The sequence below is a fragment of the Mesorhizobium sp. M0030 genome (assembly GCF_040323695.1).
In the GTDB taxonomy this organism is placed as follows: Bacteria; Pseudomonadota; Alphaproteobacteria; order Rhizobiales; family Rhizobiaceae; genus Mesorhizobium.
The window spans coordinates 87,866-100,988 of sequence record NZ_JAMYVE010000002.1 but is presented as its reverse complement, the minus strand read 5'-3'; the positions used below and the strand labels follow the sequence as shown (position 1 = coordinate 100,988).

Here is a 13,123-nt window from a genome sequence, read left to right as displayed (position 1 = left end):
GGTCATGCGGCAGGAGGGAACGGCATGTACACGAACACACTCAGCTTCGGGCATGACGAGGACATCGAGGCGCTGCGCGATCTGGTGCGCCGCTTTGCCCAGGAGAAAATAGCGCCGATCGCCGCCGAGATCGACCGCAGCAACCAGTTCCCCGCGCATCTGTGGAAAGAACTCGGCGCGCTCGGCCTGCTTGGAATCACCGCCGATCCCGATTTCGGCGGTAGCGGCATGGGCTACCTCGCCCATGTCATTGCGGTGGAAGAGATTTCGCGCGCCTCGGGCTCGGTCGGCCTTTCCTACGGCGCCCATTCGAACCTCTGCGTCAACCAGATCAACCGCTGGGCGACACCTGCGCAGAAGGAGAAATTCCTGCCGGCATTGTGCTCGGGCGAAAGGGCAGGTGCGCTGGCCATGTCGGAATCGGGCGCCGGCTCCGACGTCGTCTCGCTCAAGCTGCGCGCCGAAAAGCGCAACGACCGCTATGTGCTCAACGGCTCGAAAATGTGGATCACCAACGGCCCCGACGCTGAAACGCTGGTGGTCTATGCCAAGACCGATCCGGAGCGGAAATCGCACGGCATCACCGCCTTCATCGTCGAAAAGACCATGGCCGGCTTCTCGGCATCGCCAAAGCTCGACAAGCTCGGCATGCGCGGCTCCAACACCGGCGAACTGGTGTTCGACAATGTCGAGGTGCCCTATGACAATGTGCTGCATGAGGAGGGCCGCGGCGTCGAGGTCCTGATGTCGGGCCTCGACTACGAGCGCACCGTGCTCGCCGGCGGCCCGCTCGGGCTCATGGCGGCCTGTCTCGACGTGGCGATCCCCTATGTGCATGAGCGCAAGCAGTTCGGCCAGCCGATCGGCGAGTTCCAGCTCGTGCAGGGCAAGCTCGCCGACATGTATTCGACGATGAACGCCGCGCGCGCGTACGTTTATGCCGTCGCGGCTGCCTGCGATCGCGGCCAGACGACACGCAAGGATGCCGCCGGCTGCGTGCTGTTTGCCGCCGAAAAAGCGACGCTGATGGCGCTCGACGCCATCCAGCTGCTTGGCGGCAACGGCTATACCAACGAGTATCCGACCGGCCGGCTGTTGCGCGACGCCAAGCTCTACGAAATCGGCGCCGGCACCAGCGAGATTCGACGCTGGCTGATCGGGCGCGAGATCATGGCGGAAGGGGTTTAGCATGGCCGTACTTCAAACCCAGATCTCGCCCTCCTCCGAAACCTACCTCGCCAACACCGAGCGCATGCGGGCTCTGGTTTCCGACATTGCGGACAAGGCGGCAACCGTCGAGCGCGGTGGCTCGGAGGAGGCGCGCGAGCGTCATGTTTCGCGCGGCAAGCTGTTGCCGCGCGAGCGGCTAGCGCAGTTGCTCGACACCGGCTCGCCTTTCCTCGAGATCGGCCAGTTCGCGGCATGGTCCATGTATGGCGAGGAGATTTCCTCGGCCGGCCTCATCGCCGGCGTCGGCCGTGTCGAAGGCACCGAGGTGATGGTCGTGGTCAACGACGCCACGGTGAAGGGCGGCACCTATTATCCGCTGACGGTGAAGAAGCATTTGCGGGCGCAGGAGATCGCGCTGCAAAACAATCTGCCTTGCGTCTATCTGGTCGACAGCGGCGGCGCCAACCTGCCCAACCAGGACGAGGTGTTTCCCGACCGCGAGCATTTCGGCCGCATCTTCTACAACCAGGCCAACATGTCGGCGGCCGGCATTCCGCAGATCGCCTGCGTCATGGGCTCATGTACTGCGGGCGGCGCCTATGTGCCGGCAATGTCGGACGAGACGATCATGGTGCGCAACCAGGCGACCATTTTTCTCGGCGGCACGCCGCTGGTGAAGGCGGCTACGGGCGAAGATGTCAGCGCCGAGGAGCTTGGCGGCGCCGACGTGCACACCAGGCTGTCCGGTGTCGCCGACCACTATGCGCTGGACGACGAACATGCGCTGGCCATCTGCCGGCGCATCGTCAAAAACCTCAACCGGCGCAAGACTGTAAGCTTGACCCTACAGAAACCCATGCCGCCGCTTCATGACGCGCAGGAACTCTACGGCATCGTGCCGACGGATCTGCGCCAGCCCTATGATGTGCGCGAGGTGATCGCGCGCGTCGTCGACGGCTCCGAGTTCGACGAGTTCAAGCAGAATTACGGCACCACGCTGGTCACCGGCTTTGCCCATCTTCAGGGCATGCCGGTCGGCATCATCGCCAACAATGGCGTGCTGTTTTCCGAAAGTGCTGTGAAGGGCGCGCATTTCATCGAACTGTGCTGCCAGCGCAAGATCCCGCTGATCTTCCTGCAGAACATCACCGGCTTCATGGTCGGGCGAAAGTACGAGGCCGGCGGCATCGCCAAGGACGGCGCCAAGCTGGTGATGGCGGTTGCCACCGCCAAGGTGCCGAAGGTGACGATGATCATCGGCGGGTCGTTCGGCGCCGGCAATTACGGCATGTGCGGCCGCGCCTACTCGCCGCGCTTCCTGTGGATGTGGCCGAACGCGCGCATTTCGGTGATGGGCGGCGAACAGGCGGCGACCGTGCTGGCGGTGGTCAAGCGCGAGGGCATCGAGCGCAAGGGCGGTGAGTGGAGCGCGAACGAGGAAGCGAAATTCAAGAAGCCGATCCTGATGAAATACGAGCATGAGGGCCACCCGCTCTACTCCTCGGCGCGGCTGTGGGACGACGGCATCATCGATCCGGGGAAAACGCGCGAAGTGCTCGCGCTCAGCCTTTCGGCCGCGCTCAACGCCGACATCGAAGAAACGAAGTTCGGCGTGTTCAGGATGTAGATGAGCAAGTTCGGCGAACGGATACATGTCCACACCGGCGACATCACCAGGCTTGCGGTCGATGCCATCGTCAACGCCGCCAATTCCTCGCTGCTGGGCGGCGGCGGCGTCGACGGCGCCATTCACCGCGCCGCAGGCCCGGAGCTCGAATTCGAATGCCGGATGCTGAACGGCTGCAAGGTCGGCGAAGCAAAGCTTACCAAGGGCTATCACCTGCCGGCACGTTACATCATCCACACGGTCGGACCTGTCTGGCAAGGCGGCGGAAAAGGCGAAGCCGGGCTGCTCGCCTCCTGCTATATCAGGTCGCTCGAAATCGCCGCCGCCAGGATTGCCGGACCGTGGCATTTCCGGCGATCTCCACCGGCATCTACCGTTATCCGAAAAATGAGGCGACGCAGATTGCCGTTGGCATCGCAGGTACCTTCGTCGGACAGAACTCAACGCCTGAAACAGTTATTTTCTGCTGCTTCGACGAGCCAACAGCTCAACTATACCGACAAGCCGTTGCTGCCATTGAAGGATGCTAGTCTGCATGGATAAGATGGTTCATCCACCTACGCAAAAGAAATTTTCGGTGAGCAGGCTGGCGGCACTGGAGAATAGACGCTATTGTTCATCCCGCATTGGGCAACGGGGATGGGGTAAAGATGAGGCCAAAATATTCGGGAAAAACGACTGCGTCGGTACTTGCAGTCTTGCTTATATTTGCGGTACCCGGCGTTGGCGCCGCGGCATCGCTGGCGGGAAGCAAAGGCGACATCCATTTCTATCCGTATTTGCCGAAAAGCCCGAAAGACCAGTGCACCATGGCTTACAACGCCTATGTGGCCGCCGGCGGCCATTCGGCCTATGCGACCACGCCCTATGCCCGGATCCGTTCGTTGTACATCATCTGCGGCTCGGGCTTGAATGCACCGTCACAGAAGGCTGCCGAAGAACGGGCGATGAAATCCTGCGAGTCCGCCCGCAGCCATTACAAGGTCATTACAGGGGCTGGCTGCGAAGTTGCGGCATCGAAGTAGGCCGACAAGCATCGGCTTGGGCATTTTTCAAATGGGCGGCGCAAGATGAAATCGACACGCATCAAACGAATTACTGTATCGATGCTTGCCGGCCTGCTCGTATTTACGGCACCCGGTATCGGAGCGGCTGGATCGCTGGCGGGCAGCAAGGGAGACACCCGATTCTGGCCTCCGTTGTCACTGAATCCAAAGGAGCCCTGCACGAAGTCGTACAACGCCTATGTCGCGGCGAGTGGCCACTCGGCCTACGCGACCACATTCTACTCGCGCGTCGACGATCTTTACATCATCTGCGGTGCGCGGCTGAACGCGCCATCTCAGAAGGCCGCGGAAGAGTTGGCGTTGCGAAGCTGTCAGATTGGCCTGAAAAAGTGGAAGGTTCAGACCGCGAGCGGCGGCTGCAAAATCGCGGCTTCGAAATAGGCTCATTCCTGCCAGACCGGCGCCGCCCGAGACAAACCCGGGAGGCTCCATGTTCGCCAAGATCCTGATCGCCAATCGCGGCGAGATCGCCTGCCGGGTGATCCGCACCGCACGTAGGCTCGGTGTGCGCACGGTTGCCGTCTATTCCGACGCGGATTCCGAGGCTCTGCATGTCGAGATGGCCGACGAGGCGGTGCATATCGGTCCCTCGCCCGTCGGCGAAAGCTATCTGCGCGGCGACAGGATTGTTGCGGCGGCGCTGGCGACCGGCGCCGAGGCCATCCATCCCGGCTACGGCTTTCTCTCGGAAAACCCCGATTTCGTCGACCAGGTGGTGGCGGCGGGATTGATTTTCATCGGCCCGTCGGCTGCCTCGGTCCGCGCCATGGGTCTGAAGGACGCGGCCAAGCGGCTGATGGAAAAGGCCGGCGTGCCGGTGGTGCCGGGCTATCATGGCGAGGCGCAGGAGATCGTGCTGCTGGCGTCCAAGGCGCGTGAGATCGGCTATCCCGTGCTGATCAAGGCGCGCGCCGGCGGAGGCGGCAAGGGCATGCGCCGCGTCGAACATCCCGAGCATTTTTCGGAAGCGCTGTCAGGCGCACGGCGCGAGGCCAAGGCCGCGTTCGGCGACGATCGCGTGCTGGTCGAAAAATATGTCGACAAGCCGCGCCACATCGAGGTCCAGGTGTTCGGCGACAATTTTGGCAATGCCGTGCATCTCTATGAGCGCGACTGCTCGGCGCAGCGCCGCCACCAGAAGGTGATCGAGGAAGCGCCGGCGCCCGGCATGACGCCGGCGCTGCGCAAGGCGATGACGGAAGCGGCGGTCAAGGCCGCCAAGGCGATCAGCTATTCGGGCGCCGGCACCATCGAATTCATCGTCGACGCCTCGCAGGGGCTGAAGGCCGACCGTTTCTGGTTCATGGAAATGAACACCCGCCTGCAGGTCGAGCATCCCGTCACCGAAATGGTCACCGGCACCGACCTGGTCGAGTGGCAGTTGCGGGTAGCCGCCGGCGAAAAGCTGCCGAAGACGCAGAGCGAAATCACGCTTTCCGGCCACGCCTTCGAGGCGCGCATCTATGCCGAGGACGCGGCGAAAGGGTTTCTGCCGGCGACCGGCACGCTGCATCACCTGGCGTTTCCCGACAACGCGCCCGAAGGCGCCAGCATGCGCATCGAGACCGGCGTGCGGGCCGGCGATGCGATCTCGCCCTTCTACGATCCGATGATCGCCAAGCTGGTCGTCCACGCCAAGGACAGGCAGGCGGCACTCGATGCGCTCGGGACTGCGTTGTCGCAGACCGAGATTGCCGGCTCGACCGTCAACACCGCCTTTCTCGCGGCACTTGCCGCGAACACCGATTTTTCGGCCGGCGACGTCGATACCGGCCTGATCGGCAGGCATCAGGAAGCGCTGACCGCGGTCGCCCCGCCGCGCAGCGAGATCGTTGCCGCGGCGGCCCTTGCCGCGGCGGGCGCCGGTGCCTTGCCGCCGTCGAACGATCCGTGGTCGTCGCTTGCCGGCTATGCGCATTTCCACAGCATTGCGCGCCGCACGCGCCTGCGCCATGGCGAGGACGATATACTGGCGCGTGTTTCAGTGCGGCCGGACGGGCGCTTCGAGGTGGCGCTGGACGCGCCCTATGACAGCGTCAATTCGCATGATCTTCGCGCCGCCCCTCGCCTTGCCCGCTGGCCAGGCCACGTCACCGTCTTCGAAGGCGCGGTCGGCTACAGTTTCTTCGTCCCGGATCCGCTGGCGCGCACCGACGAGGCGGCCGCCGCTTCCGGCAGCCTGCGCGCGCCGATGCCAGGCGTGGTCAAGCTGGTGCGCGCGGCAAAGGGCGAAAGGGTGATCAAGGGCCAGCCGCTACTGATCCTGGAAGCGATGAAGATGGAGCACACGATCGCGGCCAGCCATGACGGCGTGATCGCGGAAATCGCCACCGAGGGCGCGCAGGTCACCGACGGAACGGTGCTGGTGCGCTTCGTTGAAGAGGCTGCATAGCCGGCTGGAGGCTTGAACGAAAAATGGCCAGGACAAGCCCGGCCATTTCCTTGAGTACGCGGACGATTACTGCGCGATTGGCGCGTATTTGCCGTCATGCCACTGGTTGATGTCGTAGCTGGCGTTCTTCAGATCGCCCTTCTCATCAAAGGTCACGTCGCCGACCACGGTGCTGAAAGGCGTGCCGTTCTTCAGCGCTTCGGCTACCTTGACCGGATCGTCCGTTCCGGCGCGCTTGACGCCCTCTGCAAACGCCTGAACGACGGCGTAGGAGAACAGCGTAAAGCCTTCCGGCACGAAGCCGCCCGCCTTGATCTTGGCGATGGCCTCCTTGGCTTCCGGCTTGGCCTGCGGGTCCGACGGGAAGACGAACAGGGTGCCTTCACCGGCGGGGCCGGCGACCTGCCAGAATTCCGGCGAGGCGATCGAGTCCGGCATGATCAGCTGGAACTTGACGCTCTGCTCGGCCGACTGACGCAGGATAAGCCCGGCTTCCGGGTGATAGCCGCCGAAATAGACAACGTCGGCCTTGAGGTCCTTCAGCTTGGTGACGAGAGCCGAATAATCCTTCTCGCCGGCATTGATGCCTTCATAGTCGATCTCCTTGAGGCCACCGGCATTCATCGTCGCCTTCACGGCATCGGCAACGCCCTGACCGTAGGCGCTCTTGTCATGCAGGATAACGACATTCTTGCCGGCATATTTCTTGGCGATCCACGGGCCAATGAAGGCGCCCTGCGCGTCGTCACGCGTATAGAGACGCATGATCGTCGGCCAGCCGGCCTTGGCGGCGGCATCGGTCAGCTCGGGATTGGAAGAGGCCGGGCTCATCATCAGCGCGCCGGCCTCGGCGTAGACGGCGGAAGCCGGGATGCTCGAACCTGAACAGGCATGGCCGTCGATAAACTTGACGCTGTTGGCAACGATCCGGTTGGCCACCGAAACCGCCTGCTTGGGATCGCACTGGTCGTCCTCGATGTCGAGCTTGATCATCGAGCCGTTGACACCGCCGGCGGCGTTGATCGCGTCGGCGGCTGCCGTTGCGCCCTGCTTGAACTGGTCGCCGATCGTGGCGAGCTGTCCGGTCATCGGGCCGACCACCGAAATGGTGATGTCATCGGCAAAGGCAACCGGCGCGCTCATCATCAGGCCAAATACGGCCGCGCTCAAAATACCCGTTTTTTTCATGGTGATAGAACTCCTCCCACACTCGCGCAGCCGCTCTGGCCGCGCTTCTTTCCGAAGGCGGGACAATTTCATCCTTCATTGGGCCTGTCTAGGCGCATCGGCGCCGCTCGATTGGGCCTCATCAACGCAAAAAGCCACGCCAGCCTGTTCCGGCCGGTCGTGGCTTTTTGCTCGTAGCAGTCCCCATGCGCCCCCGCGCCACGAAAACCTGCCCGCCGTCCCCATTGTGCACGACTGGACCGTGCCGGCCTGCCGCGTTCTTGTTCTTTCATGGTCGGCCGTCTTGTCGCGGCCTTGTCGTTTCACCGGTTCCGACCGTCTTTGCGGTCTTGATCCCGGGGCTTCCCTGTTTTCGATAATCTGCCTGCGATAATCTGCTCGCGATCTCAGTGCATCGTCATCCATTCGCGGGCTTCGCGCAGCGCCTTGGCGATCTCGACCTTGGACATTGCGACCGACAGTTCCGAGCGCAGTTCCGCGGCGCGGACCGAGCCCTTGATGGCGGCGATGTTGAACCATTTGTGGGCGGCAACGACATCGGTCTCGCAATCGCGGCCGGTCGCATACATCATGCCCAGTTCGAAAAGAATGTCGGCCTGGGCAGTTGCCCCCATGGCGCCGAAGCCGGCTTCAAGCATTTCAAAACGTGCCATTTTAGTCCCCTGTCTGGCTCCCGAGAGCGGGCCTCTTCTGTCCCCCGGTGTTCCCTGGGGAGCCGCTCTTTCGATGCTTCCGAGAATGAGGCCGAGCCTTGAATCCGTCGTTAAATGGCGTGCTTAATTTGGAGAAAACAAAGCTAAAACAAGAGGTAAACGCGGAAATTCGTTAAGGATACAAAGTCAGCAATCCCGCCGTTTTTCGATCGATTTGACGAAAATTTGCAAGGCGCCGATCAACACTCTGCTAACCACGCAAACCAAAGCCAACGCCTCGATCGTTTCATTTTCACGGGCTGCGCTCTCCCGACCCCGCATGAAAATTGCGAAACCTTCCGTCGCGGCACGCTTTTGTTTTGCCGGGAGCTGGATTAGCTTACGTTTGCGTAAGCGGCAGAGAGGCGGCTGCCCCATCTAAACCAGGGAGGACAGATATGTTTCGCAAAGTGAGCTTGGCCCTGGCGGCCGCCGTGATGATGGCTGGTGCGGCTTGGGCCGATCCGATCGAAGGCAATTGGAAGACACAAGCCGGCGACACAGCAGTAATCGGCGGCAGCGGTTCATTCTCCATCACGCTGAAGACCGGCAAATATGCCGGGAAGACCATCGGTTCGCTCAAGGCGGCCGGGGGCAACAAATATGCCGGCAACATCACCGATCCGGCAAACGACAAGACCTATTCGGGCAAGGCAACACTGTCGGGCACCTCGCTCAAGATGAGCGGCTGCGTGCTCGGCGGGCTGATCTGCAAGAGCCAGACCTGGCACAAGCTCTGATCTTGCTGCTTTGAGTTGACCAACGGGGCCTTCACAGGCCCCGTTTTCTTTTGCAGGACGGTCCGCGCCATAGCGACGACCGTGCCGTTTGCGGCGGCGCAAACCCGAACCGATGCTCTCCCTAAAACATCGTCAATCACTTTGAACCGCAGATGAACGTCGGCATCAGCGCCGGTTCAGTCGCATCAGGGCATTTTGATGGCGTGTTCAAGGAGACACTCCGCAAATGCTCGCTCGCCGCTTCACCATCGTCTGCCTGTTGATGAGCCTGTTCGGGATGCTCTTCGCCATCCTCGTGGCCGAATCCGGCCGTCCGGCCCGTTCCTGGGATGCAGCCAGTTCCTGCCAATTCGATTGCATGAACCATTTTCGCCCCTGAGACGACAAAGACATAGATCCAAACAGAAAAGCAAAAGCCATGAACCGCATCGCCATCAACGCCCTCCAGACCCTTCGGCTCCTGCCGCGGGCGGCGCTCGTCCTGGTCGTGCTGTCGGCGCCGGTCCTGGCCATGCCAATGATGCGGGCCAATGCCGACACGACGATCGACGCGCCGGCGACGAAGAAGCATGGCGTCGGCTTTGTCTTGCTGGTCAGTCTGCAGCGCGGGTAAGGTGTGCCGGTATTAAGGTGATGCCGGCCTGCAAGTGGCGGCCTTGGTGCTCACATGCTTCGAGTACGCTCCGCTCCGGTTCTCGAAGCCAACCAGTTTGGTCGCTTCGCGCCCGTCCTCGACTCCGGCTCAGCCTTACCTGAATCTCAGCACACCTTGGGCGTGGACGAATAAATCGACCACTTGGCGGCCACCCTCCCCTCCCAAGTGCGGCCTCAAGTCTCTATATTGAGCCATGGAAAAGCGAATCTACCCACAAGCTATCGAATCGGTCGTCATGCCGGAGCCTTTCGGCAAGCAGAGCTTCGACGACGCCAAAAAGGCCGTGGCCGCCTTGCAGGTGCTCTACGACCGCAACACCAAGTTTCTGCGCGACTCCTTTGCCACGCTTGCCGCCGGCGGCGACGAAAGCAAGCGCTACCGCGCCTTCTACCCGGAGATCGGCGTCACCACCAATTCGTTCACCCAGATCGACTCGCGCCAGGCCTACGGCCACATGCCGACCCCCGGGCATTTCTCGACCACCATCACCCAGCCGGTGCTGTTCGAACGCTATCTCGTAGAGCAGCTTCGCCTGATCATGCGCAATCACGGCGTGCCGGTAACGGTTTCGGAATCGACCACGCCGATCCCGCTGCATTTCGCGTTCCTTGAAGGAACCCATGTCGATGGCGCCGCCGCCGACCGCATCAAACGGCCGATCCGCGACCTGTTCGACGTGCCGGATCTCGACGGCACCGACGACCAGATCGCCAACGGCACCTTCGAGGTCGCGTTCGGCGAACCAAGGCCGCTGGCGCCGTTCACGGCGCAGCGCATCGACTATTCGCTGCACCGCATGACGCACTACACGGCGACCAGCCCGCAGCATTTCCAGAACTTCGTGCTGTTCACCAACTACCAGTTCTACATCGACGAGTTCGTCGCCCGAGCGCGGGCCCAGATGGCTGAAGGCGGCCACGGCTATACCGAATTCGTCGAACCGGGCAATGTCATCACCAAGGCAGGGCAAAACGCGCCCAGCGAAGGCGTGGCGGCGCCGCGCCTGCCTCAGATGCCAGCCTATCATCTGAAGAAGCCGAACCATGGCGGCATCACCATGGTCAACATCGGCGTCGGCCCGTCCAACGCCAAGACGATCACCGACCATGTCGCGGTGCTGCGGCCACATGCATGGCTGATGCTCGGCCATTGCGCCGGCCTGCGCAACACTCAGGCGCTGGGCGACTATGTGCTGGCGCATGCCTATGTCCGGGAAGACCATGTGCTGGACGATGACCTGCCGGTGTGGGTGCCGATACCGCCGCTGGCCGAGATCCAGGTGGCGCTGCAGGAGGCGGTCGCCGAAGTCACCGGACTTTCCGGCTACGATCTCAAGCGCATCATGCGCACCGGCACCGTCGCCACCATCGACAACCGCAACTGGGAACTGCGCGACCAGCGCGGACCGGTGCAGCGGCTGTCGCAGTCGCGCGCCATCGCGCTCGATATGGAATCGGCCACGATCGCCGCCAATGGCTTCCGCTTCCGCGTGCCCTACGGCACGCTGCTTTGCGTCTCCGACAAGCCGCTGCATGGCGAGTTGAAGCTGCCCGGCATGGCGACCGAATTCTACAAGCGGCAAGTGGCGCAGCATCTGACCATCGGCATCAAGGCGATGGAGAAGCTGGCGGAAATGCCGATGGAACGGTTGCATTCGCGCAAGCTGAGAAGCTTTTCGGAGACGGCCTTTCAGTAGACCGGCTTGCCATAAATGTTTGCCGCGAGGCGTTTCGTCATCTTGATTGGGCCGCATTTCAGCCGATAAAGGCCTGATACCTCGGCAATGTATTACCCGGTCTATGGGCAAAACCCGGTCTGATGGCACGCGTGCGAAAGATGATGGCTTCAATGGCGTTCCTGGCAATGCTCGGCCTCTCGGCCGCGCTTGTAGCCGGGTTCTTTGGCGCACTGCATCCGGCCTTCGATTCCTTCGCCCATTTCCGCATCCATTTTGCCGTGCTGATGGGGCTGATTGCGCTGCCGCTGCTCGCCACCTCGTTTCGCCTGCAGGCGGGCGTGGGCCTGCTGCTGGCCGTGGCCGCCTTCGCCAGCACGTTGAGCACCTTGCCGCGCCTGTGGCCGGTGCAGGCCGCCAATGACGCCGCGCCCGGCAACGAACCGGTCTACCGGCTGCTGCAGATGAACCTGCGTTTCAACAATCCGACACCCAAGAAGGTTCTTTCGCTGATCGCCAGGACCAACCCGGACGTGATCACGCTCGACGAAGTATCGGCCATGTGGGCGACCGAACTCGGCTATATCGAGAACGCCTATCCCTATCGCATCCTGTGCGCCCATCCCGACGGCGTGTGGGGCGTGGCGCTTTTGTCCCGGCGACCTTTTGCGGCCGGCACCGAGCCGCATTGCGAACCGCGCGGCGCGATGGCGGCCGCCACCGTCGATTTCGGCGGCACTCCGGTCGATGTCGCGGCGATCCATTTGAGCTGGCCGTGGCCGAAGGAACAATACTGGCAGATCGGCGAGTTGACCGAGACGCTCACCTCGCTCGGCGAGACGGCGATCATGGCCGGCGACTGCAATGCCGTGCCGTGGAGCGCCGCGGTACGGCGCGTTGCCTCGCTCGGCGGACTGACCGTGATGCCGTCGGCCGGACCGACCTGGATCCACCGGACCCTGCCCGATTTCCTGCGGCGCTATGCGGGCCTGCCGATCGACCAGGTGTTTTCGAAGGGCGGGGTGACCATCCTGTCGTCGACGCAGATGGAAGAGACCGGCTCCGACCATCTGCCGGTGATGGTGGAATTTTCATTGATGCGCGACGAGACCAAGCCGGTCGACGAGGATTCTACCGCGACTGTGTCGCTGATCCAGCCCAGCATGGGCGGCTAGATCGTACGCCACGGGGCTTACGGTTTCACAAGCCTACCAAGGCCTCGATGATGCGCTCGACATGGCCGCCTTCACTGTGCTCGCGCGCGTCGAACGCGATCTGTTTTGCCTCATAGAGCTTGGAAGTGGCTTGCAAGCGCCGCGTGGCTTCGACGCGCGTTTTGTTGCATTGCGGATCGTTGGCAAATTTCAGGCCGCGAACCGACCGCTCGGCAGCCTGCATCATCTGCCCGGCGATACGGCCATGGGTTCCTTCATGAGCGAGAACGCCTGTGAAAAACCGGTTCCAGCGTTTGCGCAGCGCCGGCGTGACGGCCGAGGCGACGCGCGGGTAGGTGTAGGCGATGTTGAGCGTTCCATTGGCCTGGCGCAGGCGGCAGACGCCGTTGACCTGACCCACGTCCAGGCTCCAGTCGGCGGTGTAGCTTGTCTGCGCGATGGCGTGGGTCATGAAACCGTGCTTGGGGCCCCTGCGGTTCATGGCGATAACCAGACCGGCACCTGTCGTGCCGGTGATGTCATAGGTTCGCGTCTTGACGACGGTTTTCACCCCCGCCGACGCCGTCCCGACGACGCCGCAGGCCGCGCTTACGACGGCGACGCAAAACAAGACCAACACGCGCATGCCATTTTCCCCATGGACGCGGCAATGAGACCACAAGCAGACGACGGTTTCAACAATCTTTGGCGCCGAGCGCCTTACATGCCTTGGTAAACCCGGCCATCGCCGCCATTTTTGCTG

General features: G+C 62.5%; 13 protein-coding genes and 1 pseudogene. 11 read left to right on the top strand and 3 right to left on the bottom strand.

The features are described from left to right. Positions 1–24: 24 nt before the first annotated feature. From NKJ80_RS04290 to NKJ80_RS04265, 6 genes and pseudogenes are all read left to right on the top strand, one after another. Positions 25–1,188 carry an isovaleryl-CoA dehydrogenase gene (locus NKJ80_RS04290; RefSeq protein WP_023709798.1) on the top strand — a complete coding sequence of 388 codons (1,164 nt, stop codon included), beginning with the start codon at positions 25–27 and terminating at the stop codon, positions 1,186–1,188. A 1-nt stretch (position 1,189) separates the two neighbouring features. Further along, positions 1,190–2,797 carry a carboxyl transferase domain-containing protein gene (locus NKJ80_RS04285; RefSeq protein ID WP_352497137.1) on the top strand — a complete coding sequence of 536 codons (1,608 nt, stop codon included), beginning with the start codon at positions 1,190–1,192 and terminating at the stop codon, positions 2,795–2,797. After that, positions 2,798–3,327: pseudogene (locus tag NKJ80_RS04280) on the top strand (O-acetyl-ADP-ribose deacetylase). A gap of 120 nt (positions 3,328–3,447) precedes the next feature. Continuing rightward, positions 3,448–3,822: a hypothetical protein gene (locus tag NKJ80_RS04275; RefSeq protein WP_023670207.1), complete on the top strand. Its 375-nt coding sequence runs from the start codon at positions 3,448–3,450 to the stop codon at positions 3,820–3,822. Positions 3,823–3,867: 45 nt separating this feature from the next. After that, positions 3,868–4,245: a hypothetical protein gene (locus tag NKJ80_RS04270; protein WP_352497136.1), complete on the top strand. Its 378-nt coding sequence runs from the start codon at positions 3,868–3,870 to the stop codon at positions 4,243–4,245. Positions 4,246–4,294: 49 nt separating this feature from the next. Continuing rightward, on the top strand, positions 4,295–6,256 hold the full coding sequence (locus NKJ80_RS04265) for an acetyl/propionyl/methylcrotonyl-CoA carboxylase subunit alpha (protein ID WP_352497135.1): 1,962 nt from the start codon (positions 4,295–4,297) through the stop codon (positions 6,254–6,256). Positions 6,257–6,322: 66 nt separating this feature from the next. Here NKJ80_RS04265 and NKJ80_RS04260 read toward each other — a convergent pair whose 3' ends face one another. Then, the gene (locus NKJ80_RS04260) at positions 6,323–7,444 is read right to left on the bottom strand and encodes an ABC transporter substrate-binding protein (protein WP_023687260.1); all 1,122 of its coding nucleotides are present in this window, start codon (positions 7,442–7,444) and stop codon (positions 6,323–6,325) included. 386 nt (positions 7,445–7,830) lie between these two features. Then, positions 7,831–8,097: an SEL1-like repeat protein gene (locus tag NKJ80_RS04255; RefSeq protein ID WP_352497134.1), complete on the bottom strand. Its 267-nt coding sequence runs from the start codon at positions 8,095–8,097 to the stop codon at positions 7,831–7,833. 437 nt (positions 8,098–8,534) lie between these two features. Here NKJ80_RS04255 and NKJ80_RS04250 point away from each other — a divergent pair, with 437 nt between their 5' ends. The 5 genes from NKJ80_RS04250 (at position 8,535) to NKJ80_RS04230 (ending at position 12,381) form a co-directional block, all read left to right on the top strand. Continuing rightward, complete coding sequence (locus NKJ80_RS04250) at positions 8,535–8,876, top strand: DUF2147 domain-containing protein (RefSeq protein WP_023731827.1); 342 nt, start codon at positions 8,535–8,537, stop codon at positions 8,874–8,876. 226 nt (positions 8,877–9,102) lie between these two features. Then, the gene (locus NKJ80_RS04245; protein ID WP_023670201.1) at positions 9,103–9,255 is read left to right on the top strand and encodes a hypothetical protein; all 153 of its coding nucleotides are present in this window, start codon (positions 9,103–9,105) and stop codon (positions 9,253–9,255) included. Positions 9,256–9,294: 39 nt separating this feature from the next. Beyond that, positions 9,295–9,489 carry a hypothetical protein gene (locus NKJ80_RS04240; RefSeq protein WP_023670200.1) on the top strand — a complete coding sequence of 65 codons (195 nt, stop codon included), beginning with the start codon at positions 9,295–9,297 and terminating at the stop codon, positions 9,487–9,489. 277 nt (positions 9,490–9,766) lie between these two features. Next, a complete protein-coding gene (locus NKJ80_RS04235) occupies positions 9,767–11,227 on the top strand; it encodes an AMP nucleosidase (RefSeq protein ID WP_023731828.1) in 1,461 nt (486 codons plus the stop codon). Between the two features lie 140 nt (positions 11,228–11,367). After that, positions 11,368–12,381, top strand: coding sequence for an endonuclease/exonuclease/phosphatase family protein (locus NKJ80_RS04230; RefSeq protein ID WP_488505400.1), 1,014 nt, complete (start codon positions 11,368–11,370; stop codon positions 12,379–12,381). A 25-nt stretch (positions 12,382–12,406) separates the two neighbouring features. On the opposite strand, the gene NKJ80_RS04225 is transcribed toward NKJ80_RS04230, so the two are convergent. Further along, positions 12,407–13,006, bottom strand: a complete 600-nt coding sequence (locus NKJ80_RS04225; RefSeq protein ID WP_023826787.1) for a DUF922 domain-containing protein — start codon at positions 13,004–13,006, stop codon at positions 12,407–12,409. Positions 13,007–13,123 lie beyond the last annotated feature (117 nt).